General features: G+C 52.4%; 25 protein-coding genes. 16 read left to right on the forward strand and 9 right to left on the reverse strand.

Annotation, left to right across the window (positions count from 1 at the left end; all coding sequences use genetic code 11):
• Positions 1-25: 25 nt before the first annotated feature.
• Positions 26-1,507 carry an Asp-tRNA(Asn)/Glu-tRNA(Gln) amidotransferase subunit GatA gene (gene gatA, locus AC3CB2_RS22645; protein ID WP_086003622.1) on the forward strand — a complete coding sequence of 494 codons (1,482 nt, stop codon included), beginning with the start codon at positions 26-28 and terminating at the stop codon, positions 1,505-1,507.
• Between the two features lie 94 nt (positions 1,508-1,601).
• On the opposite strand, the gene AC3CB2_RS22650 is transcribed toward gatA, so the two are convergent.
• Genes AC3CB2_RS22650 through AC3CB2_RS22660 form a run of 3 tightly spaced genes read right to left on the reverse strand, consistent with a single transcriptional unit; the run spans position 1,602 to position 4,225 of the window.
• Positions 1,602-2,399 carry a PD-(D/E)XK nuclease domain-containing protein gene (locus AC3CB2_RS22650; protein WP_352936580.1) on the reverse strand — a complete coding sequence of 266 codons (798 nt, stop codon included), beginning with the start codon at positions 2,397-2,399 and terminating at the stop codon, positions 1,602-1,604.
• 36 nt (positions 2,400-2,435) lie between these two features.
• Complete coding sequence (locus AC3CB2_RS22655; protein ID WP_352936582.1) at positions 2,436-2,924, reverse strand: DUF2269 family protein; 489 nt, start codon at positions 2,922-2,924, stop codon at positions 2,436-2,438.
• The gene (locus AC3CB2_RS22660) at positions 2,921-4,225 is read right to left on the reverse strand and encodes an SDR family oxidoreductase (protein WP_352936584.1); all 1,305 of its coding nucleotides are present in this window, start codon (positions 4,223-4,225) and stop codon (positions 2,921-2,923) included. The genes AC3CB2_RS22655 and AC3CB2_RS22660 overlap by 4 nt, the downstream gene beginning before the upstream one ends.
• 193 nt (positions 4,226-4,418) lie before the next feature.
• Between AC3CB2_RS22660 and AC3CB2_RS22665 the strand changes: the two genes are divergently transcribed.
• From AC3CB2_RS22665 to AC3CB2_RS22680, 4 genes are all read left to right on the forward strand, one after another.
• Complete coding sequence (locus tag AC3CB2_RS22665; protein WP_352936586.1) at positions 4,419-5,096, forward strand: cysteine hydrolase family protein; 678 nt, start codon at positions 4,419-4,421, stop codon at positions 5,094-5,096.
• A gap of 353 nt (positions 5,097-5,449) precedes the next feature.
• Entirely contained in the window at positions 5,450-6,664 is a 1,215-nt protein-coding gene (locus AC3CB2_RS22670) for an NAD(P)/FAD-dependent oxidoreductase (RefSeq protein ID WP_352936588.1), read from the forward strand.
• A 93-nt stretch (positions 6,665-6,757) separates the two neighbouring features.
• Entirely contained in the window at positions 6,758-8,281 is a 1,524-nt protein-coding gene (locus AC3CB2_RS22675) for a multicopper oxidase family protein (RefSeq protein ID WP_352936590.1), read from the forward strand.
• A gap of 120 nt (positions 8,282-8,401) precedes the next feature.
• Entirely contained in the window at positions 8,402-8,794 is a 393-nt protein-coding gene (locus AC3CB2_RS22680) for a hypothetical protein (RefSeq protein ID WP_352936592.1), read from the forward strand.
• Between the two features lie 64 nt (positions 8,795-8,858).
• Here AC3CB2_RS22680 and AC3CB2_RS22685 read toward each other — a convergent pair whose 3' ends face one another.
• Complete coding sequence (locus tag AC3CB2_RS22685; RefSeq protein WP_352936594.1) at positions 8,859-9,170, reverse strand: ArsR/SmtB family transcription factor; 312 nt, start codon at positions 9,168-9,170, stop codon at positions 8,859-8,861.
• A 48-nt stretch (positions 9,171-9,218) separates the two neighbouring features.
• Between AC3CB2_RS22685 and AC3CB2_RS22690 the strand changes: the two genes are divergently transcribed.
• Positions 9,219-10,043 carry an alpha/beta fold hydrolase gene (locus tag AC3CB2_RS22690; protein ID WP_352936596.1) on the forward strand — a complete coding sequence of 275 codons (825 nt, stop codon included), beginning with the start codon at positions 9,219-9,221 and terminating at the stop codon, positions 10,041-10,043.
• A 48-nt stretch (positions 10,044-10,091) separates the two neighbouring features.
• Here AC3CB2_RS22690 and AC3CB2_RS22695 read toward each other — a convergent pair whose 3' ends face one another.
• The gene (locus tag AC3CB2_RS22695; protein ID WP_014286212.1) at positions 10,092-10,349 is read right to left on the reverse strand and encodes a YjhX family toxin; all 258 of its coding nucleotides are present in this window, start codon (positions 10,347-10,349) and stop codon (positions 10,092-10,094) included.
• Positions 10,350-10,756: 407 nt separating this feature from the next.
• On the opposite strand from AC3CB2_RS22695, the gene AC3CB2_RS22700 reads away from it, so the two are divergent.
• Positions 10,757-11,053 carry a hypothetical protein gene (locus tag AC3CB2_RS22700; protein WP_008552962.1) on the forward strand — a complete coding sequence of 99 codons (297 nt, stop codon included), beginning with the start codon at positions 10,757-10,759 and terminating at the stop codon, positions 11,051-11,053.
• A 236-nt stretch (positions 11,054-11,289) separates the two neighbouring features.
• Positions 11,290-12,774 (forward strand): Asp-tRNA(Asn)/Glu-tRNA(Gln) amidotransferase subunit GatB, encoded by a 1,485-nt coding sequence (gene gatB, locus AC3CB2_RS22705; RefSeq protein WP_352936598.1) that lies wholly within the window; start codon positions 11,290-11,292, stop codon positions 12,772-12,774.
• A gap of 67 nt (positions 12,775-12,841) precedes the next feature.
• Here the strand turns inward: gatB and AC3CB2_RS22710 are convergent, their stop codons facing one another.
• Positions 12,842-13,957, reverse strand: a complete 1,116-nt coding sequence (locus AC3CB2_RS22710; protein WP_352936600.1) for a Gfo/Idh/MocA family protein — start codon at positions 13,955-13,957, stop codon at positions 12,842-12,844.
• 534 nt (positions 13,958-14,491) lie between these two features.
• On the opposite strand from AC3CB2_RS22710, the gene AC3CB2_RS22715 reads away from it, so the two are divergent.
• From AC3CB2_RS22715 to AC3CB2_RS22745, 7 genes are all read left to right on the forward strand, one after another.
• Positions 14,492-16,099, forward strand: a complete 1,608-nt coding sequence (locus AC3CB2_RS22715; protein ID WP_352936602.1) for an OpgD/OpgG family glucan biosynthesis protein — start codon at positions 14,492-14,494, stop codon at positions 16,097-16,099.
• Positions 16,100-16,104: 5 nt separating this feature from the next.
• Entirely contained in the window at positions 16,105-16,308 is a 204-nt protein-coding gene (locus AC3CB2_RS22720; protein ID WP_054784822.1) for a hypothetical protein, read from the forward strand.
• A 3-nt stretch (positions 16,309-16,311) separates the two neighbouring features.
• Positions 16,312-18,063, forward strand: coding sequence for a glucans biosynthesis glucosyltransferase MdoH (gene mdoH / locus AC3CB2_RS22725; protein WP_352936604.1), 1,752 nt, complete (start codon positions 16,312-16,314; stop codon positions 18,061-18,063).
• A gap of 125 nt (positions 18,064-18,188) precedes the next feature.
• Positions 18,189-19,757, forward strand: coding sequence for a glycosyltransferase family 39 protein (locus tag AC3CB2_RS22730; RefSeq protein ID WP_352936606.1), 1,569 nt, complete (start codon positions 18,189-18,191; stop codon positions 19,755-19,757).
• An 18-nt stretch (positions 19,758-19,775) separates the two neighbouring features.
• Positions 19,776-20,228 carry a GNAT family N-acetyltransferase gene (locus AC3CB2_RS22735; protein WP_352936608.1) on the forward strand — a complete coding sequence of 151 codons (453 nt, stop codon included), beginning with the start codon at positions 19,776-19,778 and terminating at the stop codon, positions 20,226-20,228.
• 122 nt (positions 20,229-20,350) lie between these two features.
• Entirely contained in the window at positions 20,351-21,058 is a 708-nt protein-coding gene (locus AC3CB2_RS22740; protein WP_352936610.1) for a glutathione S-transferase family protein, read from the forward strand.
• A gap of 131 nt (positions 21,059-21,189) precedes the next feature.
• Positions 21,190-21,735 carry a TlpA family protein disulfide reductase gene (locus AC3CB2_RS22745; RefSeq protein ID WP_352936612.1) on the forward strand — a complete coding sequence of 182 codons (546 nt, stop codon included), beginning with the start codon at positions 21,190-21,192 and terminating at the stop codon, positions 21,733-21,735.
• Between the two features lie 41 nt (positions 21,736-21,776).
• On the opposite strand, the gene AC3CB2_RS22750 is transcribed toward AC3CB2_RS22745, so the two are convergent.
• The 3 genes from AC3CB2_RS22750 to AC3CB2_RS22760 form a co-directional block, all read right to left on the reverse strand.
• Positions 21,777-22,412, reverse strand: a complete 636-nt coding sequence (locus tag AC3CB2_RS22750; protein WP_352936614.1) for a TetR/AcrR family transcriptional regulator — start codon at positions 22,410-22,412, stop codon at positions 21,777-21,779.
• Positions 22,413-22,623: 211 nt separating this feature from the next.
• The gene (locus AC3CB2_RS22755; protein ID WP_352936616.1) at positions 22,624-23,055 is read right to left on the reverse strand and encodes a DUF2147 domain-containing protein; all 432 of its coding nucleotides are present in this window, start codon (positions 23,053-23,055) and stop codon (positions 22,624-22,626) included.
• Between the two features lie 101 nt (positions 23,056-23,156).
• Positions 23,157-23,567, reverse strand: a complete 411-nt coding sequence (locus AC3CB2_RS22760; protein ID WP_008552976.1) for a DUF2147 domain-containing protein — start codon at positions 23,565-23,567, stop codon at positions 23,157-23,159.
• A 357-nt stretch (positions 23,568-23,924) separates the two neighbouring features.
• On the opposite strand from AC3CB2_RS22760, the gene AC3CB2_RS22765 reads away from it, so the two are divergent.
• The gene (locus tag AC3CB2_RS22765) at positions 23,925-24,194 is read left to right on the forward strand and encodes a hypothetical protein (RefSeq protein ID WP_008552958.1); all 270 of its coding nucleotides are present in this window, start codon (positions 23,925-23,927) and stop codon (positions 24,192-24,194) included.
• The last annotated feature ends 1,615 nt before the right edge of the window (positions 24,195-25,809 follow it).

The following is a 25,809-nucleotide window of genomic DNA, read 5'->3' on the forward strand; positions in this document are numbered from 1 at the left end:
GCCCGATTTCACAAGGATAATGACTGTGACTGATCTTACCAAACTGACCATCGCAGAGGCGCGCGACAAGCTTGCTGCCCGTGATTTTACCGCAACTGAACTGACTGAGAGCTATCTCGGTGCTATCGAGTCCGGCAATGAGGCGCTGAATGCGTATGTTGCTGTGACTGGCGATATTGCCCGTGAGCAGGCTAAAGCGTCCGACGCAAAAATCGCTGCTGGCGAAGCGCGTCCGCTGGAAGGTATTCCTCTCGGCATTAAAGACCTTTACGCGACCAAAGGTGTTCACACTCAGGCGTGTTCTCATATTCTTGATGGCTTCAAGCCTGAGTATGAGTCCACTGTTACGCAGAACCTGTTTGATGACGGTGCTGTGATGCTGGGTAAGCTGAACATGGATGAGTTCGCGATGGGCTCTTCCAACGAGACCTCCTTTTACGGCAATGTTGTGAACCCTTGGCGCCGCAATGGCACTGAGACTGCTCTGGTTCCTGGTGGTTCTTCTGGTGGTTCCGCTTCTGCGGTTGCTGCGCACCTTTGTGCAGCGGCAACAGCTTCTGACACCGGTGGTTCCATTCGTCAGCCTGCAGCACTGACCGGTACTGTTGGCATCAAGCCAACCTATGGCCGTTGCTCACGCTGGGGCATGGTTGCGTTTGCGTCTTCCCTTGATCAGGCTGGTCCAATTGGCCGTACTGTGCGTGACAACGCGATCCTGCTGAAGTCCATGGCTTCTGTAGATGCAAAAGACACCACTTCTGTTGATGCGCCAGTGCCGAACTACGAAGAGTTCGTTGGCAAATCCATCAAGGGCATGAAGATCGGTATCCCTAAAGAGTACCACATGGATGGTATTCCAGCGGAGATTGAGGCGCTCTGGCAGCAGGGCATTGCATGGCTGAAAGAAGCTGGCGCTGAAATCGTCGAGATTTCTCTGCCGCACACCAAGTACGCTCTGCCTGCTTACTACATCGTGGCTCCAGCGGAAGCTTCTTCCAACCTAGCGCGTTACGATGGTGTTCGCTACGGTCTGCGTGTGCCGGGCAACGACATTGTAGAGATGTATGAGAACACTCGTGCAGCTGGCTTCGGTGATGAAGTGAAGCGCCGCGTGATGATCGGCACCTACGTTCTGTCCGCGGGTTACTACGACGCGTACTACCTGAAAGCGCAGAAGGTTCGTACCCTGATCAAGCAGGACTTTGACAATGCATGGGCGGACGGTGTGGATGCTATCCTGACACCAACCACCCCAGATGCAGCGTTTGCACCGGGCGAGATCACTGATCCAGTGACCATGTACATGAATGACGTGTTCACCGTGACTGCGAACATGGCTGGCGTACCAGGCATGTCCATCCCAGCTGGCCTCAACAAAGACGGTCTGCCACTGGGCCTGCAGCTGATCGGTAAACCATTCGACGAAGGCACCCTGTTCCAGGTTGGCGAAGTCATCGAACAGGCCGCTGGCCGCTTCGAGCCTTCCGCCAACTGGTGGAGCAAATAAGCCTCAACGACTTGCGGTTATGAAATGAGAAAGGCCTCGGAGAGATCCGGGGCCTTTTTTGTTGGTATTTGGAGACACAATTATGGATGCTAGATTAGTGGCTTGGTCTGATAAAGACACTCACTTTTAAACCGTCTTTAACCCCTGATAAGTCGCTCTCCAATCTTACTGCGTTGATAATCAAATCCTCAGGGTCGTAGACAAAGCAAATGAGGTGCTCGCAATCCTGATGAGTATTGTACCTTCCAATATCAACCAGTAGCTCTTCTCCAATTTTCTTATCTTTCAATGTGTCTCTTGTCTTTTTTACTTCAATGACGGTTTTTTCGTCCTTGAGAAGGAAGTCCATTCTTGCGGAGCCACCTGCATAACTAGGTGTCCATTCCTCTTTCCTTATATCTTTGTAAAAAAGCTTAAGGAGAGCGTATAGTGTATCTTGCACATCATATTCGTCATCGATTTTGATGGTTGCGCGACTGTTGTGCCGACGCCTTAATTGACGAGCGAACTTGTGGAAGCCGTTAAGCAGTATCTCAATCGGGTCTTGTACCGAATTTTTGGGAGTAGCTGTTGAGCTTAGAGACTCAGTATCTTCCCAAAATTCTACAATTTCATCAACGAATGCTGTAAGAGTGCTAGCCGTGTGTTCCAGCCCACTCTTTCTAGACTTTGTCCAATTAGATGAGTTATCTCCAGAGATTATCACCATTGGAGTGTAACTAATACTTTCAAACTGACTCAGATGACTATCGGTATCAGAAAATATCTTTTTGATGAGCACCTTAGTCGTATGTTGCCATGTTTTAAATTTGTCACTTTGATATGACTTGATCAAATTTTGTGCAGTGTCAATTTTTTCATTAAGTTTTGTGATCGCGAGCTGCTTGTCCATTCCAGTGCCTTGCGAGAAAATTTATTAGACTGCAACTTATAAATGTGTAGGGCTAATTGCAATCTCCGGCCTCGCAATCATCAGCCAAACAATCCCTAATATCGCAATGAATGCTGGGAAGCCGCAGGCGAACCAGATGCGGTAGAGGGTGTGATAGCGGGGCGGTAAGGCGGTGTCGGTCTCGACTGCTGCTGCGGCGAGGTTTCTGAGTTGGATTTGTATCCAGACCACAGGCAACCAGAATGCGCCGATAAAAATGTAAAGTGCCAGTGAGAGCATGATCCAGCCTTCGGTTAATGGCCAGCCAACGTCTCTTGCCAGCAGATATCCGGTGATGGGTTGAACGATCACAGCTGTGGCCGTGAAGAGCGTGTCGGCGATAACGACCGTTCCCGCCGTGTGCGCGATTGCGGCGGCGTTCAGCGTTCTGGCAGCGATTACCATGAAGAACGCAATGCCTGCTCCAGTTCCGATGAGGACACATGCGCCGATGATATGCAGGAACTTGAGGAACTCGTAGGTCATCTTTCCTCCAGCAGCAGAATGGGGAAGAGGGCAAGGATCATGGCGGGGATCGTTTTCACATAGGGGCCAAGCGGATCAGCCCAGAGGTCCGTTGCCCAGATAGTTCCAGCGCCCAGATAGCCGAGTGTCACAGCAATCATGCCGAGGCAGGCGAGGCGTGTGTGTTTGCGGAAGAGGATCAAGGTGCCGAGGGTGATATCAGCCAGGCTGCCGCCTAAGACAAAAAGCAGGCTGAGCGTTGGTGGGAAGCTTCTTTCAAGCAGGACACTTTGAGCTTCTTTGAGTTGGATGGCTCCGATAACTCCGGAGGCAAGCCAGAACAAAGAGAGGCAGGCGATGGTGAGTGGGAGCAGGAGATAGAGTCTTGCGAACCAGCGCTCCTGAGTGGTGTCGGGGAGATCGGCAAGTGTTTCCTTAAGTGATTTGCAAGTGAAGCCGCCTGCATTTTTCCAAATTGATGTGTCGGCGAGAATGCCTTCTCGTAGTGTTTCAATGGAGGTACTGCGCAGTGGAGAGCGCCAGCCAAGGTGGCCGAGTATGTCCGCCAGTTTGCTTGTTACTGTCAAAGGCCAGTTTGGGGTTGTTACGGCGTAGCGCCATTCCGGGAAGCCTTGCCAGCTTCTTATTGCTTTTGTGAGTTGCCAGAAGCTTTGTGGTGTTTCTTCTGCGAGGTCCGCCGTTGTGCCTTCGGGTATGTTGCCAAGGGCGCATTGGGTGACGGCTTTGGCCAGGTCATCCAATGAGATGCATTGGATCTGGCTATCGGGAAACACTTTAAAGCCAATCAGCGGCATTGCACTTGCGGCTCGCAGGAGGGCCGTGCCTCCGTAGGCTTGTGGGCCTATGACGAGAGCAGGGCGCAGAATGAATGCGTGGGAGAGATGCTTTCGGATAAAAGCATCCCCTTTTGCTTTGGTGCGAAAGAAATGAGTAGAGGCCTCAAGACTTACACCCGCAGCGGAGATTTGGATGAAGCGTTTATCCGTGTCTTTTAACGCCTCACAGATCCGCTTGATCGCCTGAACATGGATTGCCTCCAGATTGTCTTTCGCAGAATCCTGAAGAGCGCCGGAGGCGTTGATGATGATGTTTGCACTCTGGAAAATCTCTTGCCACTCTTCGGTGGTGGCTTTGGTGATGTCGAGGATGTGCCACGGGATGTCCGGGAAGGTTTGACGCGCCGCAGATCGTGAACGGCCAACGCCAGTGACGTGAAACCCTGCTGCTTGAAGGTGTTTGACGCAGGCTGCGCCGATGAAGCCGTAGGCGCCGAGGACGACTGCTGATTTTCGGGTGGTCATGAAAGAACTTTAAGTAAACGAAAAAGAGACTCACACACTACACGGTCAACCTAGCACGAGCATTTGCAGCGCGCTTACATCTAATTTGTCAACTGAGTTGACAGAATCAGTATTGGGTGGTTTGGTGAGGATATGGATGAGCAGGCGTTCGAGTGATGTCTTCGACTGGCTCAGCCGTAATTTGGAGGCGTGAATGAGTGTTTGGAGTGCGGTTGGGCTTGTGGTTCTGGTGCTTGTGGTGGGGCTTGGCTACACCGCGCAGCGTTTGATGCGTTTGCAGGGGCCGATCCAGGGTGAGGTGATTGATAAGGTGCAGCGGGATCAGGCGGCGTTGTTGGTGCTGGATATGCAGGAAGACTTCACCCAAAATACCAAGGCGCGGCAGTGGCCAGCCTCATTCGTTGAGGAGCGGATTGAGCGGATCAACAGGTTGGCGGCAGAGGCGCAGGCTCGGGGTGAGGCTGTGATCACCACGCGGCTTATTTATGAAGGGGGCTACACCAACTTCCTGATTGGTTTGCTTGGTGAAGGGCTGGGTACCAAAGGTTCAGATGGATTGGCGTTGGACGAGCGGCTTAGTTTTCAGCCGGATGCGGATACTGTGAAGAGTGTGGGGGATGCGTTTGCCAGTGAGGAGCTGGTTGCGTTTCTTGAAAAGCATAATGTGGGGAGACTGAAGATTGCCGGGCTTGATGGGTGTTACTGTGTGAAGAGCACGGCACTTGGGGCGCTGGGCCGTGGGTATGTTGTGGAGCTGGTGGAAGATGCTGTGCTTTCTATTGATCCGAAGGCCTGGGAAGGCTGCCGGACAGAGCTGGCTGAGAAGGGTGTGCAGCTGGTGAAGTCGGTGGAGCTTGCTGAGGTCCACTGACACAGTTTTCAGAGATATGCTGTAGGTCTCTGATTTATCTTCAGTGTGCCTGTTGCACATTATTAACATGCGCACTACATGTGCTCTGGAAAAGTCTGCGTCTCGCGCAGGCTTTTTTGTTTGCCTGTCCAAGCGGCAAGTCCGGTTGTGGATGAATGCGGATGGGCAGAATGCTGGTATATTATGCTGCCTACTAGATATTGGGTGTTTTGCCGTTTCAAGACATAGTGCCTCAAAATATACACATTTGCCTTGGGGATTAATGCGGGAAAGGCTGTGGGTATATTGTTTAGATTGCTGCGTAATGTGCTATGGGTCTGTCTCCCAACAATAAAAGAGCAAACAGGAATAGCATGGCAGACGTTGAGTGCATCGTAATCGGTGCAGGAGTTGTAGGCTTGAGCGCGGCATATGAACTTGCGCGCAGGGGACGGGAAGTTATTGTGCTGGAACAGCATGAGATCATCGGCTCCGAAATCAGTGCCCGTAACTCCGAAGTTGTCCATGCCGGGATTTACTATCCAAAAGATTCATTGAAATCAAAGGTTTGTGTGCAGGGTAAGGAGATGCTCTATTCCTTCTGTGAGGAATATGGCGTGCCTTATAAGCGCGTTGGCAAGCTGATTGTGGCGACTGATGAAAGTCAGGTTTCCATGTTGGATGGCATTCGCGCACGTGCTGCTGCCAATGGTGTTGAAGATCTTTTGATGCTCAATGAAGCGCAGGCGCGGGGCTTTGAGCCGCATCTTGCGTGTAAGGGCGCCCTGTTTTCTCCTTCCACAGGCATTGTGGATAGTCATGCGTACATGATGGCCCTTCAGGGTGGATTAGAAGCGCATGGCGGGCTTGTTGTTGTTGGGACAGAAGTCACTCAGATTGAAACTGGTATGCGTCCAAGTGAGCTGATGGGTGCTGACATTCTGGTGGAAGAAGATCTGGAAGCGGCTGGTGAGCATCTGGATGAGGACGACCACGAAGAGTTTGCTGCCAAGAACTTCAAAGGCGATGGCTTTACCGTTGTCATGAAGGATGGCTATGCGATCACCTGCCACGAGCTGGTTATTGCGGCGGGTCTACATTCCAACAAGATGCTCTCCAAGCTGGCGGGGCATATGCGCCGTGAAGTGCCAAAGCTCTACTACGCCAAAGGCAATTACTTCAGTCTGCCGGGCGATGCGCCGTTCTCTCATCTAATCTACCCAGTGCCGGAGCCGGGCGGACTTGGCGTCCATCTGACGCTCGATATGGGCAATCAGGCGCGGTTTGGGCCTGATGTGGAGTGGATCGATGAGATCGACTATGAGGTGAACGAAGCGCGCAGTGAGCGGTTCTATTCTGAAATCCGCAAGTACTACCCGGATCTGGCGGATGGCAGTTTGCAGGCAGACTATTCCGGCATTCGGCCAAAGCTGGTGCCAGCGGGTGCGGAAGCGGCTGACTTTGCGATCTGGGGTGAAGAGACCCACGGTATTCCGGGTCTGCTGGCTTACATGGGTATTGAAAGCCCGGGTCTGACCAGTTCTCTGGCTCTGGGTTCCATGGGCGCTGATCGTCTGATCGGCGCGTAATCCATTCCTTATAATCCTCTCGAAAATGCTAGGGAAATGTAGGCGTTCCCTGCCTTAAGCTGCTCTTTTGATGTGTGGAAGAGCAGGTGCCCCATGAAGCTGAGCCGTCGAGACTTTGTGAAAACCAGCGCGAGCGGCGGGCTTGCGGCCGGTGCGGCGACATTCATTGCGGGAAATGCCGGGGCGCAACAATCACAGCCCGTTCTCCCTCCTGCTTCCGTTCCTCCTGAAACCGGCTGCGCCAAGTCTCTGCTTGGGGCAGGTGTTGCCAAACCAGATTACACGCTGGTCGTGGATGAAAAGCCCTATTCGCAATATGGGGTTGATCTGCAGGGCATGCTGGTTGGGGGAATATGGCCGGGAACACCCATCCGCTACACAGAAGGGGACATGTTCCGGGTGCTCATCAACAACCGGATGACCCAGCCAACCTGCATTCATTGGCATGGTATTTTGCTGCCATCTCTACAGGATGGTGTGCCTGAGATTGCCCAATTGCCGATTGAGGCCGGAACCTCGCAGTACTATGAGTTCCCGTTGGTTCAGCAGGGCAGCTACTATTATCATTCTCACCTTGGTGTGCAGGAGCAGTATGGGCTTCTTGGTCCGCTTATCATTGATCCCAAGGACAATCCGTATTCCTATGATTATGATGAAGCTTTGATGTTCAGCGATATCCCTCCGGCAGAGGGGAAGGAGATCATTGAAGAGCTCCGAAGCGGACGACATCGGCCCGAGATCAAGGATGCCTATGAACCACCAAACACCAAAGACTTTGATATTGATGTTGTAAATGTTGGCTACACCTTGAATGGGCAGCCAAATTCCAATCCCTGGACGCTGACAGTCAAAAAAGGCTCACGGTTGCGGCTGCGATTGATCAACTCTTCCGGCAGCACGTTTTTCCGCATTTCCATTGATGGGTTGAAGTTTTCTGTCATCGAGGTGGATGGCAACCGGGTAAAGCCCATTGAAGGACAGAATGTGATTGTGCCTACCTCTGCGCGCTATGATGTGCTGGTTGATGTGCCAGACAGTGGCAGCTACACGATCCATGCCGCAGCTTTAGGTGATGATAAGCAGTGCCTTGGCGTCATTCACACTGATGATGCGCAGGTATCTGTGAATGACAAGCGACCCACATTTGATGGTGTGACGGTTGATTTCCGGAGTTTGCAATCGCTCAATCCATCCGGTTTCGGGCGCAAGGTGGACCGGGTTTATGATGTGCTTCTTTCCGGCAAGATGAAGAAGTACGAGTGGATGATGAACAACCATTACTGGCCGGAGCCTTTTGCAGGGCCTCATCCGGAAAAGACATATCTGGACATACAGCAGGGAGAAGTGGTTCAGCTGCGCATGATCAACCGCTCGCCGATGTCTCACCCGATGCATTTGCACGGCCATACCTTCCGCGTGCTTGGTAGCGCAGATGATGATTTTGCCCCGATTATGGATACGGTCTGGGTGCCGAAGGGCGAGACGGTGACTATTGAGTTTTTGGCCAACAATCCCGGCATGTGGGCGTACCACTGTCACAACATCTGGCACCTCGCCGTCGGCATGATGCAGCCGGTGCGCTACGTGGTGGATGAACGCGAGTTGCTGAGGCAATAGCCTGCGGTTTTTAATGGGCTAAAGCTTTGGATGTGTTCACGCTTTTACTGATTTCAGCCGCGCATCACCATGTTTGCTGCGTCTTCCTTTTGCCCGAAGTTTCGGGGAAAGGAAGAAATAATGAAAATCGGAAAGTTTATGAGTGTCTGTTTGCTGACTCTGGGAGTTGCTCTGCCGAGTGCGCAGGCTGATATTTATTGGGCCGCTGAACCTGATAAGCTTGTTGGCAATGCTACCTTGAACTCGCGATCAAGTTTTACCGGTCCAACCGTTCGGCAAGTGTTGAGCGAGTCCTACAATACCAACATTCAACGTGCTTATCGCAATGCGGAAGGAACTGACGGTTTGTACCTGCGCCTGCGTGATGAGAACGGCGTGTGGCATCCCGGCGGAACCCCATCTGCAACCCATATTACCGTCGAGCTGTGGGATCGGGGATGGTATCAAGCTACCTGTCATGTTTATCCATTTCGCGAAAAGAAGGATCGCAGGTTCTTTTTCACGACTTGCTGATGGCCAAGCTCATCTGTGGAAGTGAGTGCCAGCCCTTGTAGTGCGTAACTGCGGGGCCGGTTGGTTAGAATGGTGCAATCTCATCTCCCAGCCACTGTAGGAAGTCTTTGATCGCTGCTTCATCGCGTTTGCAGTAGGACCATTTCAGGTGCTTCTGGGCTGTGATGAAGCCAGCCTGCTTGAGGATGTCCAGATGCCTGCTGGCTGTGGGTTGGGCAACACCTAAAGCTTCGGCAATCAATGTCATGCACACGCCAAACTCAACCGGATCAGCAGATTGCTGATGGCTGAAGTGTTTTTGAGGCTCTGTGAGGAGGCGCAGAACTTTCAGTCTCGGCTCGCTGGAGATGGCCTTTATTTGTATTGCTCTTTCCATTTAGGTATTCATATAGTCATTTAGCTAAATGTCAATGTGAGTCGTGTTATGCTTGAACTTCCATATACCTCCATCATCAATGGGAATGCCGTGCGCTGGGGCAAAATGGGTGACGGGCCGCCGTTGGTGGCTGTTCACGGAACACCATTTTCATCTCAGGTCTGGCGCAGGATTGTGCCCCATATCATGGACCGCAGAACGGTCTACTATTTTGATCTGGTCGGTTACGGTCTTTCTGAAATGCGTGAAGGACAGGATGTTTCTCTGGGTGTGCAGAATAAGGTGTTGGCAGCTCTGTTTGACGAGTGGGAGCTGACACGCCCTGATGTGCTGGCGCATGATTTTGGCGGAGCAACGGTTTTGCGAGCCTATTATCTGGAGGGTTTGCGTTATGGTTCTTTGACAATTTTCGATGCTGTTGCGCTGGCTCCATGGGGCTCGCCGTTGGTTCAGCATGTTCGCAAGCATACAGCCGCCTTTGCCGAGATGCCGGAGTATATGCATAAGGCGATGTTGCGCGCTTACTTGCAAACTGCCGCACATAATGAGCTTTCTGAAGAGGCATTGGAGATCTATAGCGCGCCGTGGATTGGCCCGGTTGGGCAGCCCGCGTTTTACCGGCAGATTGCGCAGATGGATCAGGCCTATACGGATGAGGTTGAGCCGCTTTATGGGCCGCTGGATTGTCCGGTTTCAGTTCTCTGGGGTGCGTGTGATAAGTGGATTCCTCCTGAAAAAGGGGAGGTGCTTGCGCAGTCCTTATCTGGTCAAGCGTGTCAGTTGATCTCTGAGGCAGGGCATCTGGTTCAGGAAGATCGGCCTGAAGCAATTGTTGCTGCGGTTTTGAAGCAGATCTCTGATCATGCCAGATAGCGAGATGTGAAAGTTTACCCCGCAGCCTGATGCTGCGGGGTGGTTTTGTCAGCGATTGTCGAGCTGGCTGCGGACGCGGGAGAGGCCCAGTTTGGTGATCCGGTATGGACGGCCTCCTTTGGAGGAGATCAGGCGCCGGTACTTCAGTTTTCTGAAGATGTGTTCAGAAAGGCCGGCGTAATACCATCCGTCGCGGGTGATGCAGTTCATTTCTTCCAGAGTGCCGTCGTCGTCGCGGCGCAATTCAATGCAGCCGCCTTGTGCCAGCACATGCAAAATGCGCTGTTCAGCTTTCGAAATATCCATTGATGTCTTTGAGTTTTGAAGATGCACTTATCTCGTCTGCCCGCTCATGCGGTCAGTGAGGTTGGTTTCTTTGTGCATGCCCTGTCTATCTTCGACAGGGCTTTACCGGGACTCTTGTCGAGCTCGCATCAAAACTCCATTGATTGATGGCTGCCTTATAGGCAAGGGGGTGCAGTGATGCAAGAGAGGTGGCAGGGCATGCTGCGCAGAGTTGAGCGAGTGTTGCAGATTTGCGCATGTGTGGGTGTTATCGGGCGGTTTTGCCGGTCTGAAGCTATGCAGTGGTGCATTTTCGGGGATGCGCTCTAAGTCTATTGCGTAGTTCCTTGCAGAATGTGCTAGGGGAACTACGTAGCGCATATGTGGCGGTTCACAGATACCGCCGTCCTGATCTGAATGAGACTTAGATGACTGATGATATCTCCGTAATCCTGCTCTGGCCGGGGCTTTTAAATCCGTTTGCGATCCTGATCGCCGCTTATATGGGTTACTATTCCAATCAGAGAGCGAAGATCTTCATTGCCGGATTTGCTGCTGCTGCGCTGAGCCTGTTTTTGGAAGGTGCGATCAAATTGGTGGGGATTCCGATGCCGTGGAACCCGGAGGTTGGTCCGCTGGCGCTGTTTCCGTTCCGCTTTGCAACGGGCCTGATTGTAAGTGCTATTGCTATGAAAATCGGGGCACGCCGTCGCCGTGCAAAGTGATGGGCGAGGGCGCTGACTTCAGCGTGGGTCAAGCTTGGTGCGCCTGAAGATGTCTTTCTACAGGCTTCTCCCCGAAATTTAGGCACTCTGCGCAAAAAACGGGCGAAGATTCACTTGCCATTGCGGGGTTGATGGCCTACCCAACACCATTGAGAAATTAGGTGGTCTTCGTGGCCGTGCATTTGCGTGGCCGATTTTTTACGCGAAGACTTTAACGAACACAGGATATTGATCGCATGACGCTTGTCGATACGCGGACGCCAGACCCGAAGAAATTCATTAAGGGTGCAACAGGCGACTGGGAAATCGTAATCGGCATGGAGGTTCACGCTCAGGTGACCTCTGAGGCCAAGCTTTTCTCGGGCGCTTCCACCAGCTTTGGCAGCGATCCGAATAATAATGTGAGCTTGGTTGATGCAGCGATGCCGGGCATGCTGCCAGTGATCAACGAAGAGTGTGTGCGTCAGGCGATCCGTACCGGTCTTGGCCTGAAAGCAGAGATCAACCTGAAGTCCGTTTTTGACCGCAAAAACTACTTCTACCCGGATCTGCCACAGGGCTACCAGATCTCCCAGTTCAAACAGCCGATCGTTGGTGAAGGCACCATCCATCTGGACATGAAGGACGGGGAACAGGTTGAAGTGGGCGTTGAGCGTCTGCACTTGGAGCAGGATGCGGGTAAATCCCTGCATGACCAGCACCCAACCATGTCTTTCGTGGATCTGAACCGTTCGGGCGTGGCGCTGATGGAAATCGTTTCCAAGCCGGACATTCGCTCTGCTGACGAAGCAAAAGCGTACCTGACCAAGCTGCGCACCATTCTGCGTTACCTCGGCACTTGTGACGGCAACATGGACCAGGGTTCCATGCGTGCGGACGTGAACGTTTCTGTTCGCAAGCCGGGCGGTGAGTTCGGTACGCGCTGTGAGATCAAGAACGTGAACTCCATCCGTTTTGTTGGTCAGGCGATTGAATATGAAGCCCGTCGTCAGATCGGCATTCTGGAAGATGGTGGCGAGATCGATCAGGAAACACGCCTGTTTGATAGCGTGAAGGGTGAGACCCGCTCCATGCGTTCTAAAGAAGAAGCGCATGATTACCGCTACTTCCCAGATCCAGATCTGCTGCCGCTTGAGTTCTCTCAGGAGCTGGTTGATGAAATGGCTGCGAACCTGCCAGAGCTGCCGGATGAGAAGAAGGCGCGTTACATCAACGAGTTTGGTCTGACACCATACGACGCTGACATTCTGGTTGCTGAGCGTGTTTCCTGTGACTTCTTTGAGGAAGTTGCGAAGGGCCGTGATGCGAAGCTGGCAGCGAACTGGGTGATCAACGATACCTTTGGCCGCCTGAACAAAGAAGGTCTGGATGTTACCACCAGCCCGATCTCTGCTGAGCAGCTGGGTAAGATCATCGACCTGATCAAAGCAGGCACCATTTCCGGTAAGATCGCGAAAGACCTCTTCGAGATCGTTTGGACTGAAGGTGGTGACCCAGCGCAGATCGTTGAAGATCGCGGCATGAAGCAGGTAACCGACCTTGGTGCGATTGAAGGCATCGTGGACGAGATCCTTGCAGCGAACACTGACAAAGCAGAGCAGGCGAAAGAAAAGCCAGGCATGCTGGGTTGGTTTGTTGGTCAGGTGATGAAAGCGTCCAAGGGTAAAGCAAACCCACAGGCTGTGTCTGACATGCTGAAAGCGAAGATCGGCCTGGAATAAGCCGGTTTTCCAGCTTTGAAGAATTCAAAGGCCCGCCTATCTGGTGGGCCTTTTTTGTTGTGAAAAGCTAGTTCACATCAACCCAGCTGCCGGATTGGTGGGAGCGACGGGCGGCGTCGACCACTTTGGAGACTTCAAGGCCGTCCTTGAAAGTTGGCCATTTGGTTTCGCCCGTGGCGATGGCCTCCAGAAAATCACGGGCTTCGATGATCAGCTGATCCTGATAACCGGTGCCGTGTCCGGGCCCGAGGCAGAAGGCGGCGTAGTCCGGGTGATGCGGGTTGGTGAGGATCTTGCGGAAGCCGGATTGTTCCGGGCCGTCTTTCATGCGGTAGAGCCAGAGTGCGTTCTGGTCTTCCTGATCAAACCGCAGCGCGCCTTTGGTTCCCGTGATCTCATAGATAATGCCCATCTTCTTGCCCAGAGCCACGCGGCTGAAGAGAAGGTGGCCGGTGACACCATTTTCAAAGGTGCACATAAACTGAGCGACATCATCATTGGTGACTTGCTCGACGATGTTGGGGGCACATTGAGAAGGGCGGGATTTGAAGACGGTTTCGATCTGGGCATTCACGCTTTTGATTGCGCCAACCAGAACATGAGCACAGTTGATCATGTGAGGGGAGAGGTCTCCCATAGTGCCGTTGGCATCTCCGCTGGAGCGCCATGTTGCCGGAGCGTTCGGGTCTGCGAAGAAGTCTTCTGTATGTTCTCCACGAAAGAAGGTGATGTCACCGATGATCCCATCTTTGATGAGTTTGAGGGCCAGTTGGGTTGCCGGGGTGCGGATGTAGTTGAAGCCCACCATATTGATCTGGCCGGATTCTTCTGCCGCCTGTGCCATGGCGGTGGCATCCGACAGGCTGGCGCCGAGCGGTTTTTCGCAAAGGACCGGTTTGCCGAGCCGGAATGCTTCAAGCGCGATTTCTCTATGGGTGGTCTGAGGGCTGGCGATGACGATTGCTTCTACATGCGGATCATTAACCAGTGTGCGCCAGTCGGCGGTTGCGCGTGCAAAACCAAATTGTCTGGCTTTGTCCTCCGCCCCATCTTCGGTGGTGGTGCAGATCATCTCCAGACGGGTACGCAGTTTGGTGTCAAACACAGCACCGGCTGTGTTCAATGCCACCGCATGCAGCTTTCCCATATACCCGCCGCCGATCAGACCGATGCCAATTTCCATAGGGCCTCCTTCAGAACCTATGAAAAGGGTAGGGGGAGTGCCTTAAAAACTGCTCAGAGAAACTGATAAGAATGCGTGTTGTTCTGTGTAAGCATTGCTGCCGTCGCGGCAAGAGATAGCGCTGCGCCCAAGAAAAGTTGACTGGATATCATCTGAATTTGAGTGTCTGGGGTTTGCCAAGAATAGTCAGATCACAGCCAGTGCTGGCAAAGAAGTTGACGAAGAGACGCGATTGCTTTTGGTGGGTTTGGGGTTAGAGCGTGGTGAAAACGTGTCGCCTGAATAAGTTGCCCCTAATATCTCAGTAATTCTAAGGATTTAGAGATGTTTCACAGGGTTAATTTTCGCTGTGAATCATCACCTCTCCGCCTAGCCACGACCACATCTCCGCCTTATTACGCTACGATAAACTTCAGGTGATCGGGCGTTATGGAGACTTGTCTGGTCTGAGATCTAGGCTCTGCTAGAACTTATAGTTGCGCAGTGTATGCGAACACTGCACTTTGTTGTATTTGAAACCTTGGGGGCGTCTCGTTGCTTAATCAACGAAGTAGTTTTCTTTCCAATATCGCTGTATTAGGCGTCATTTGCTCCAGTGTTGGGTTTGGGGCTTTCGCTTCTTCTGCAGCTGCTGGAGCAAGCGAAAGCTCTCAGTCTCAGATGCCATTTACCTTTGGCGCACTCGTGGCAAAGATGAAGGCACAGGCGCAGGAAGCCTATACAGAACCATCCGGAGAATTGCCGGAAGTGCTGGCTGCATTGAAGTACGATGGTTATCGGAAAATTGCCTATAAGCGTGACCGCAGCAAGTGGAAGGACACTGAGAATTTCCGTGTTCATGCTTTCCATCCGGGCTGGTTGTTCAAAAATCCTCTGAAAATTCATGAGGTAAAAGAGGGCGCAGCTCAGCCATTTGTGTTTGAAGCTGCTGACTTTGACTATCAGGATGCAGAACTGACCGCATCTCTGAGCGATGTTTCTTTTCCCGGCGTGGCCGGATTCCGCCTGCTGAACCCACTGAATGTGGAAGGGCGGATGGATGAACTGGTGGCGTTTTTGGGCGCCAGCTACTTCCGTGCTTTGGGTGCCGGCAATGTTTATGGCTTGTCTGCCCGTGCGCTTGCTATTGATACAGCCAGCGGCAAGCCGGAGGAGTTTCCGAACTTCACCGCATTTTACCTTGGCAAGCCGGTTGAGGGTTCCGACAAGGTGACTGTATGGGCGGAACTTGATAGCCCGAGTGTTACAGGTGCGTATCAGTTTGTCTTTGAACCTGGCCAGCAGACAGAAGTGGATGTGACTGCACATCTGTTCTTCCGCAGTGATGTGGAGCGGCTTGGGATTGCACCACTAACCTCCATGTACCTTTACGGTGAAAACGACCGTGTCGGGTTTGATGACTTCAGACCTGAGGTGCATGACAGTGATGGCCTGAAGCTGCGTTTTGCCAATGGCAAGACCTCCTGGCGGCCACTTTCCAACCCGGATAATCTGCAGCTTTCCTTCATTGGAGCACGTTCTCCAGCAGGGTTCGGCTTGATGCAGCGCGATAAAAATCTTGAGAATTATCAAGATCTTGAAGCGCGCTATGACAAGCGTCCAAGCCTTTGGATCGAGCCTCTTGGTGACTGGGGTTCCGGTGCTGTGATGCTTGCAGAAATTCCAACAGATCAGGAAATCAACGACAATATCGTTGCCTTCTGGTCACCTAATGAAGCGGTGAAAGCCGGTGACGAACTCTCGTTCCACTACAAGATGTACTGGGGTGATGAAGTTGGTCGTTCTGAGCAGATGCTGATGCCGATTACCCAGACCCGTTCTGGTAAAGCAGGCCATTCAGCTTCTGAAGAGAACTCGCTGACCCGCAAGTTTGTGGTGGACTTTGACGCCTCCTTGTTTGCTGAAAGCGGATTGAATGGGGAGCAGCTAGTACGCGCTAAACCATTTATCGAAAACGCTGCTTTAAACGGCACAGTAGACTTTGCGGACGTTCGCTACATTGAAGAACTGGGTGTTTATCGTGTGTTTCTTGATGTTTCCCGCGATGACCTTGAAATCCCGGTTGAATTGCGCCTTCAGCTGACTGACGGCGAAAAAGCAGTTTCCGAAGAGTGGCTTTACCAGTGGGGGTGGAGCTCATGAGACCTATGAAATCTGAACTATTTTCTACACACGTTAACCTGAGCAGCGGCCCTGTTGCACCGCTTGCCATGCCAGTGCAGGACCTTTCTGCCGGTGACAGCTGGTTTGTTCTGATCTGGCGCCGCCTGCGGTTTGGGCGCAGCTACTCAGCTTTGCCAGGCAAGCGGACGAGTTTGCGAAAAGCCATTTCCACCTTCTCGGAGCGGTAATCCATGGATAAGCCGTTTCGCGACGGGGTAGGGCACCGCCGGGCTGCGGCTTTTGTCTTCTGTCTTGCATTGTCCCTCAGCTTTACAGGGTTGTTTTATGCAGCCCTGAGCGCTGACCATCTCAACATCTATGAGGTTGTTCGGATTGCGCTGCTGTTCATCAGCACGCTCTGGCTTTCCTGGGGTGGAGCAACTGTTTTGCTGGGCCTTCTTTATGGCCGCTCTGTTAAGCCTCTTGATGCTGATCCGCGCGCTCTGCCAGCTTCTGCCACTGCAATTCTGATGCCGATCTATCACGAGGATGCGCCTGAAGTTGCTGCGCGCCTTGCTGCCATGATGGATGATTTGCGCGCAAAGAATGCAACACACCTGTTTCACTGGCATGTGCTTTCTGACAGCCGCAATGACGAGATTGCGGTGCAGGAAGAACAGGTTGTTCGTCAACTGGTTGCGCGTTATCCGGAGCAAAAGATCTTCTATCGCCGCCGCACTGACAACCATGGCCGTAAGGCTGGGAATGTGGCCGAGTTTGTGCAGCGTTGCGGTGGTGCCTACCGTTACATGGTGGTGCTGGATGCTGACAGCCTGATGCGTGCCGACACACTGGTGCATATGGTTGGCCGTATGGAAGCGGAGCCAAACCTTGGCCTGCTGCAGACTGTGCCGATGCTGGTTGGTTTGAAAAGCTATTTTGGCCGCAGCCTGATGTTTGCTTCTGGCATGTTTGGCCGTGCCTATGCGTTTGGCCTTGCTGCCATGCAGGGCGAGTGCGGTCCTTTCTGGGGCCATAATGCCATCATCCGCACCCGTGCGTTTGCCTCCAGCTGTGGCTTGCCGGAGCTGGATGATACGGCAGCGTTTGGTGGACACATCCTCAGCCATGACAGTGTGGAAGCGGTGCTTTTGGCCCGTGCCGGCTGGCAGGTCGAGTGTGACCCGCGGATCACCGGTTCTTATGAGGCTGCGCCTGAGAATATTCTTGGCTATGCGGCGCGTGACCGACGCTGGTGTCAGGGCAACCTGCAGCACTCCCGCGTGATTGGCGCGCGTGCTTTGAAGCCATGGGGCCGGTTCTCCCTGATGCTTGGCATCATGTCTTACCTGAGCTCCCCAGTCTGGGCTGCGTTTTTGCTGGCCAGCCTGTTTGCTCCGCTGGATCTGCCTGTGCTGGAAGCTTACACCTTCAAAAACCATTTGCCGGTTCTGGGCCACATTCCAATGAGTGCGGCGTATGAAGGTGCAGCTCTGCTGTTTGGTGTTGTCGCGCTGCTGGTGCTGCCAAAAACGCTTGTTGTTTTGAAAGAAGTGTTTTTGGGTGATCAGACGACCTCTCGCAAAGGTGTTCTGGGCGGTTTTGTTGAGCTGATCAGCTCTGCGGTTTTCGCTCCGGTTCTGATGGCGTTCCAGTGTCGCTCCGTGTTTGAGGTTCTGATGGGACGTGACAGCGGATGGACCAATGCTCACCGCGATGCGGCACGCCTTCCACTACTGGAATGTTTGCGGTCCGTTTGGTGGGTGAGCGTGATTGGGGCGCTGGCCATGGGCCTGAGCTGGATTGGTGAAGCCGCGCTGTGGCTATGGGTGATGCCGGTTGCGCTGCCGATGCTGCTGGCACCGTTCATCATCTGGGCAAGCTCTTACAATGTGGGCAGTCGTGCTGCCGAGCGTTTGGGGTTTGTGCTTTCCTCTGATCAGAAGGGCGCGGCCCAACTGCTCGCCCATGTGGAAAAATACTCCGCAGATCTTAGGGTATAACCCGTTCATTTGTGTTTTGAGGGTCACATCCACCAGCTGAGCAGCTGGGATGTGGCCCTCTTTGTATCTGGCGTTTTGTCTAGTGTTTAAGCTTCCGGTCTGGATCTCCATGGGGGGATGAGTGAATGCCGGAAGAGACAGTTTCAACCCGCTTTTGGTGGCGACCGGTGGGCGTTGTTGTTCTGATTGCAGGCTACTTGCTGCTGCATTTGCTTTTGCGCGGCACTTTCTCTCCCACCCTCAGTACGGATGACATGTTTGAGAACGTGTTTGTGCAGGAGCTGAGGCTTGGTTATCAGGTGCGCCAGCCTCCCGTTTACGAGTGGCTGCTTTATGGCGTGCAGAAGATTTTCGGCCCGACCATCTGGAGCTTTCTGGTTCTCAAATACTCTTTGGTGTTGTGTTTCGCGCTGTTTCTTTATGGCGTGGCGCGGCAGGCCATCGCCAATGAGAAGCTGGCGGCTTTGGCTGTGTTCTCCTGGGTGGCGTTCTACCAGATCGGCTTCAACCTGCATGAGGGAGTGACCCACACAGCGGTGCTGATGGCCGCCTCCGCCGCCACCGTTTACTGCTTCCTTTGGGTTCTGCGGGACAAGACGGTTGGGGCGGCGGTGTGTCTGGGGCTTGCCGTTGGCTTGGGGATGCTCTCCAAGCACTCTTACGTTCTGGTGCCTGCTGCGATGTTTTTGGCCGCCTTAAGTGACCGTCATTGGCGCGGGCAGATACGGTTGCCGTTGCTGGTGGCCTCCGGCGTGATCGCTGTGCTCATGTACAGCCCCTACCTCTATTGGGTTTTCAGCAGTGAGCAAGCACTTGTCGGTTCTGCGCTTAACGTGATGCGGGAGGGGGAGCAGGGCAGTGATGTGACCCGCATCCTGACCGGCGAACTGCGCCTGCTCACCAGTCTGCTTGGCTTCTCTGCCCCGTTTCTGCCTCTGGTTCTGCTACTGTTCTTCCCGGCGCTGTTTGGCAAGGGGAAGGTGAGGGAGCGTACTGCTTCTGATGCAGAGGTGTATCGTGTCGGTCAACTGCTACAACGCGCTCTGCTGATCTCGCTGGCCCTGGCGTTTACGGGGGTCCTGCTCAGCGGCGCGCAATACATCAAAGAGCGCCACATGCATCCGGTGTTGCTGCTGCTGCCGCTGGTGATCTTCTTCCAAATCTCGCGCAGGACCTATGCGGCGCGATCGGTGAAAATCTACAGCAGCGTTCTGGCGGTTTTAGTCCTCGTTGTCCTCGGCATCCGTATCTCCGGCTTTTTGGCCCCCGACAAAAAAATGTGCGGCGGCTACTGCCGTCATATGAAGCCCTACGAGGACCTCGGTGAGCAGCTCAAAGCGCAATTCCCGGAGGCTGCACAGGCAACCATTGTTTCACTGGATGAATACACCGGCGGCAACCTGCGCGTCACCTTGCCGGAGGCACGCCACATCATTCAAAGCTTCCAACCCAGTACTGACCAACGCTCAGACTGCTTTATCGTCTGGGATATGGGCGACGATGGTACCAATCGCGGAATGCAAAGCGCGCTCAGCAGTGGTGGGTTTGCGTCCAACAAAGCCCCGGCACATGACAAAACATTGCGTTCCCATCAGATCGATGTGAGCTGGCCTCATTTGTGGAAGAAGGAGAACTTCCGTAAAACCACATTCGGGATCGCCAAAGTGGATAGCGATTCTGAAATTTGTCGCTAGTTCCTACGTGGTGTTTTGATGTTGAAGATACGTGTTGCCGGTCCTGAAGACCTTGAAGCTGTTGTGCAAATGATGAACGGAGGGGCTTCCTCCCAACGTGTTCATCTGGAAAGCGGTGAGATTGACACGTACAGACCAGCTTTCCTCGCCATCCAGCAGGCGGCAGACACCGATATTTATGTTGGCGAGCTGGACGAGGGCGAGCCAGTGGCTACGTTTCAGCTATCCTTTCTGATCGGGCTGGCCTTTAACGGCAAACCGCGTGGGCAGATTGAAAGCATGCATACCCGCGCTGACATGCGCGGCAAGGGGCTCGGCAAGGCGATGCTTTCACATGCAGTTGAGTTGGCGCGTGAAAAGGGCTGCTGTATGGTGCAGCTCACATCCAATAAGGAGCGTGCCGATGCGCACCGCTTTTATGAGAGCAATGGATTTGTGTCGACACACGAAGGCTTCAAGCTGGTTTTCTAACTGTTAACTGGCAGCGACATCGAATGTTTCCTGCTGGCCAGTTCTGAAATAAGTTTCGTATCTGACTAGCAGTGCCAATCCCTTACTCCCGATTTTCTACTATTCCAGTTTTCAGGTGACCCATGGCCGCAACACAGACCAAACCCATTGAGCTTTATTACTGGCCAACGCCAAATGGCTGGAAAATTTCCATCATGTTGGAAGAACTGGGTATTCCCTATGATCTGAAACTGGTGAATATTGGGCGCGGGGAACAGTTTGATCCTGAGTTTTTGAAGATTGCCCCAAACAATCGAATGCCTGCCATTGTTGACCCTGAAGGGCCGGGCGGGGAACCCATTTCTATTTTCGAGTCAGGGGCTATCATGCAGTATCTGGGGCGCAAGTTTGATCGGTTCTACCCGTCTGACGAGCGCGGCCGCGTGGAAACTGAGGAATGGCTGATGTGGCAAATGGGCGGGTTTGGGCCCATGCTTGGTCAGAACCACCATTTCCGTATTTATGCGCCCGAGAAAATTGAATACGCCATGACCCGCTATTTCAACGAAACTCACCGGCTTTATGGTGTGCTCAATAAACGGCTTGCGGACCGTTCCTATGTGGCCGCCGGAGAATACACCATTGCTGATATGGCGATTTTTGGCTGGTCTCATCGTTGGGAGCGCCAGGGCATGGATCTGGATGAGTTTCCGCATGTGAAAGCCTGGCGTGAGCGGTTGCTCGCGCGATCAGCCGTGGTGAAAGGGCTTGAGGTTGGTAAGGCAGAGGCTGACAGCTCCAATATTGCGGAGGACAAACAGGCACAATCTGTGCTGTTTAATCAGCGCTGATACCTGCAACGATCAGCAGTTTTAAGCTTCAATCACGACACCGGCACTTTAAGTTGATTTGAACCAGCGTGCCGCCAAACCTAGGCTCTCGCAGAATGATAAATTGAAATCACTTGCGAATGGACCTTGATATGATGCGGGCTCAAAAAATACTGCTGACTTCCATTTTTCTTGCTGTTTGGGCGCTGATCTCTCCCGTTTCAGCGGCCTCTTTTGAAGATCCAAAGTTCAGCCTTGAACTGAGAGATGCCAATGGCACGAAAACACTTGGTGAGGCTTTCACCAAAGGGCCAGCTATCTTGCACTTCTGGGCGACCTGGTGCCCAAACTGCCGCGTTGAACTTCCTGCTATGGAGCGCTTCGAAGATGAGTTGAAAGCGCAAGGGCTCGATGGCCAGTTTGTCGTGGTTGCGCTGGAAGATGTTCCTTATGGCCGCATTCAAAGCTTCCTGCAGGATCGTTTGGGCCTGGAGCGCTTTACCAGCTATCAGGCTGTCGATATGCAGGCGATGGGCACTGCGTTCCAGGTTGCGGCCATGCCCTACACAATCTTTCTGGATGAAAACGGTGGTGTTCTTGGTGGAATTCCAGGATCGCTGGAATGGGATGCACCACAGATCCAAGAGACCTTTATCGGCCACCTTCAGGGCAAAGGCACCATTGCCTCAGGGAACTGAGTGTGCGTATGAGGTGACTTCACTTCAGACTGACAATGCGTTTATTTGGAGCCCGGCATGTTCGGGCTCTTTTTCATGCGGCTGGTGAGGGCTTCCATTGTGATGTCGATGGCGGGGAAGATTTGATCCAGCGGAGTTTCAAACTTTACCATCTGAATAATGCCTTCAAACGCCATCATAAAGTAGTCCACCAGATGATCAATGTCTTCCGGCGTTTGCAGATCACTTTCAAATTTAACCAAACGCCTGCGAATTTCAGCAGCCCATTCTAGGCGCAGGGCGAGATACTCTTCTCCTAGAACAGGGTCAAACCGGCCAATCTCTCCAATAGTTGACCAGTAAAGGCTGCCCTCTATACGGTTCTGCTGTTCGCAAAGCTCCGCAAAATCGGTCAACATCAGATACATGCAGGAATAGATATCTGCGTACATGGCCGAACTGGAGCTGACCTGCTGGCTGAACCGCATGAAGTACCAACGCATGGCCGGGGCGACGAGATCATGCTCTCCTTCGAACCTTTGCCGCAGGAGGTCAGCATCAATATCAGCGGCTTCAGCCACTGCATCCATGTTTGCGGCTTCGCGCCCCTTTCGCAGCAGCAGCTGGAAGGCAATCTTGAAAATCTCTTCCAACCTATGCGGTGGGATTAAATCATCGGGATTAATGTTGCTGGCCATGAACCGCTGAACCATCCTTAGATTTCTGCTCACGCAAACCAAAAGCAGATGCCATGCCTTTCTGGCATAATCTTGAAAAGTTCGTGCTCAGATGCCAGTCAGCAAGGTGTTCAAGAGCTTGTCCTTAGCATATAGCGGGAAAAGAACAGGAAACGAATGCTGCGAGATATGTTTCAATTTGTTGAGTTTTTGATGCTGAAGAAGGGGAGGGCTAGCGGCGTTGCCAATTGACGTTTTCGCAGAAGTTGAGGACAACTTTTTTGCAGCCTGTCATTCTTAAAAGACCGCTGGGCAGAAGGTGCAGATCTATGCTGACTTCATATCCTCGTCGCGGGTCATACCCTACCGCTTGCCATTTGTTTTCACCTGCCGCTTTTATGTTCCAGAGAACTCTGAGACCGAGAACTTTACGTGAGCGTTTCGCAGTGTCGTGGTTTCGCAGATCCAATACGTCTTGTTGTTGTTGCCCATCAGGTGGCCTGAAGGACTGCAACCGTGCGCACATGGCTTTACCGCACTGGGAAATGTTGATGATTGCTCCTTTTGCCGTTTGCCAGAGGCCGTGCAAATCGGAGCTATGGGCAGGAGCTGCCACCGGAGCCATGAAAAGAAAGAAGAAAAAGATGATGCCTGGACGGATCATTTCCAACCTGTTTGCCTAAACACCTGCTGCATTCAAGAAGCAGGTGTTTAGCTAACATAACAGGCCTGTTTCGGCGTGGACCCTTTGAGCCTAAGGTAAATTTACTTTGTACGGGTCCAGGTGTCGCCTTTACAGAAGATCAGAACGCAGCCTTCAAGTTTTAGCTTGTTGTCAGAAACCAGTTCCATCTTACCTGAGTAGGTTTTGCCGTCTTCTGCGTTGTAAACCTTCCCTTTCCAGCTGTTTTTGCCGTTTGGCTTCATGCCAAGGATGGTTTTTGTACCGATCAGCGAACGATCGCGCAGTTTTGGATCCGGGTTTTCGGTATCTTTGCGTGGCTTCTTCAGCCAGACAATGTTGCCGCACAGATTGCCCCCACATTTGGAGATCTTGATTTTTGCAGTCCCATTTGCCCGCATCCAGGTGCCTGTTGCATCTGCAGCCAGGGCTGATGTGGTGAGACCGAGCGAGAGCAGGGCAGCCAGAGATGTCTTTAAAAAGGGTGCTTTCATGGTTCCTCCCAAAACACTGAAGCTTTTAAGAATGACTTTACCTTATCGTAAGCTCAGGAATGTGCAAGGCAATCAATCAGTGGACTAGACATGTTCTCCCCGGACTTGATTCGCACAACCCATCAAATCATTCAGTGCAATATCCCTTGGTTTACACCGTGACAGAACTACTTAAATTTTGCTTTTGAGACCGCTTTTTTCGTTTCAATCATGGTTTTTAACCGCCTTTTTAGAGTGTCAAAATCTAATAGTCCGCGACGTCAATTAGATTTCGGGGAGGTCATGAGCCTCCTCTTATCTCATCAAAAATTACGAGCAATACCAAACGAGTTCACTGTGTTTTAGGAGAGAGATTTAATGACTGTGTTGCAGTTTGATGGCGTAATTCATCGGCATGTGAAGCAAAATGCATGCGAAGTGGAATCTCTGTTACGGCGTGGTCTTGATGCAGCCTCCGGCAAAGCGGGCGCTTGCGATCTGATTGAAGCGCACAAATGGTTTAATCTGGCTGCCATGCGCGGTAGCACTCAAGCGGTGCGTTATCGCCGCGAGGTATCCCAGGAAATGTCCTCCATGGAAATTGCAGAAGCGCAGCGCGCGGCCCGGGACTGGCTTTCTGTGCATTAATGCAAGTTCGACAGCTTGTCGCGGCTCACATGCGACAAGCTTTTGACTTTGGTGGGGCGGTACTTGGCAAATAGCTGTGATGGTCTTCGGCTTTTGCAAGAGCCCTTTCATTTCAGTGAGCCACCTTTGGATGTTTACAGCTGAGTTTTCCTCCCTACTGATATTATTATGCGAGCGACTTAAGCTTGCGTTTGAGATGGCTGTTTATGGTTTGTGACGGCTTCTCCTTCCTTCCCTCAAAAGCATAGCGAGACACCCCGTACTGTCTGCGTGTATTTACCTCTCCCGCTTGGTTGTGAGGTGGTGCTTTTCTTTCTTCAGTTGTCAAAGAACCCGGACTTGTCCGTCTGCGATGCTGCATGGTTGGAGCATGGAGCATGTTTTGGTCGTGGTCTATTCCCGTAATGTTCTCCTTGAGACTTTGGTGCTGGTGAACTGGTGACTGGAAATGGGCTGCGGTTTGCGAATGGTGTGAAGTTGGGACTTGAGGTTGAGTTGGTTAGCGAGTTTGGTGGAATGGCTGGGTGTTGGTGCGAACGAGGTATGTACGCATCTGTTCTGGCTATGCCTGTTGCTATGCGGGGTTGGTCTTTGCGGGCATAAGTTTTGTGACTGCGGTGATAAGTGTCGGCTTGAGAAGCATAAGGCTATGTCTTTTGCCTTTGGTTTGTTCGATTAGGGGCATCCTCACTCTGGACGGCAATCGCGTTTGTTTGTTGCTTTACTGACATAGCAACGCAGTTTGGCGGTGTTTAACGCAGTTTAGCGCAAAAGAACGCAAACTGGCTTTGAGGTGAAGTTGGGGGATCAGTCAGGCTGACTGCGTGATTTCTTTTTACTTGGATTGCTAATGGAAGTTCTCGGCTAAGATGTGCCGGGCTGCCGAGATGCGCCGGGTTTTGTGGAGTGGAACTGCCTTCTTGTTTTGTGCGTTGATGCAAGGGGTCCATTAATGTCGCATCGACGGTGCTCTTCATATGAAGCCGAATTCTCAGTTCAACTGCATTCTTTAATGTTGCCTGAGCTAGTCGTCTTGCATCGTTTGTCGAGAATTATCGTGAGCTCTCTCTCTGTCTGGCTCATTGTCGTGCTTGTCTCGGTCGCAAAGAGCTGTTTGGTTGCCGATCCCGCAAGTTTGGTGTGCGGTTTGCTTATCGTACTCTGTTGTGTTTGCTCACTCGCCTCTTTTCCCTTTCTTCTGTCTGAGCCCTGAGCCCTGAGCCCTGAGCCCTGAGCCCTGAGCCCTGAGCCCTGAGCTCTGAGCTCTGTTGCTTCTTAACCGTCTCATTCTGCTGTTCGGCAGGTTTTCTGTCTTATGAGTTTGTCGTTTTGGGTTTTCCCAGTGTCTGTGCAAATTTTGGATTTGTTAATTTTTGAGTTTGGTTTGTGTTGTTTTTGGCTTGTTTGCGGGGTTTTGGGGTGTGTTTGGTGGTGATTGGAATGATATATGAGGTGTTGTTTTTGTTCGAATTTTAGTTTTTCGCAGATAGTTTGGTTTTTTTGGGATTTGCGTGTTGACGGGTGGGGCTGGTACGCCTATAACCCGCTCCACGCCAACGGGGCGGGCCACTGAGGCGCCGGCTTGAAGGCACAGAAACAGAAGGATTTACGGGGT

It is taken from the genome of Pseudovibrio sp. SCP20, assembly GCF_057774105.1.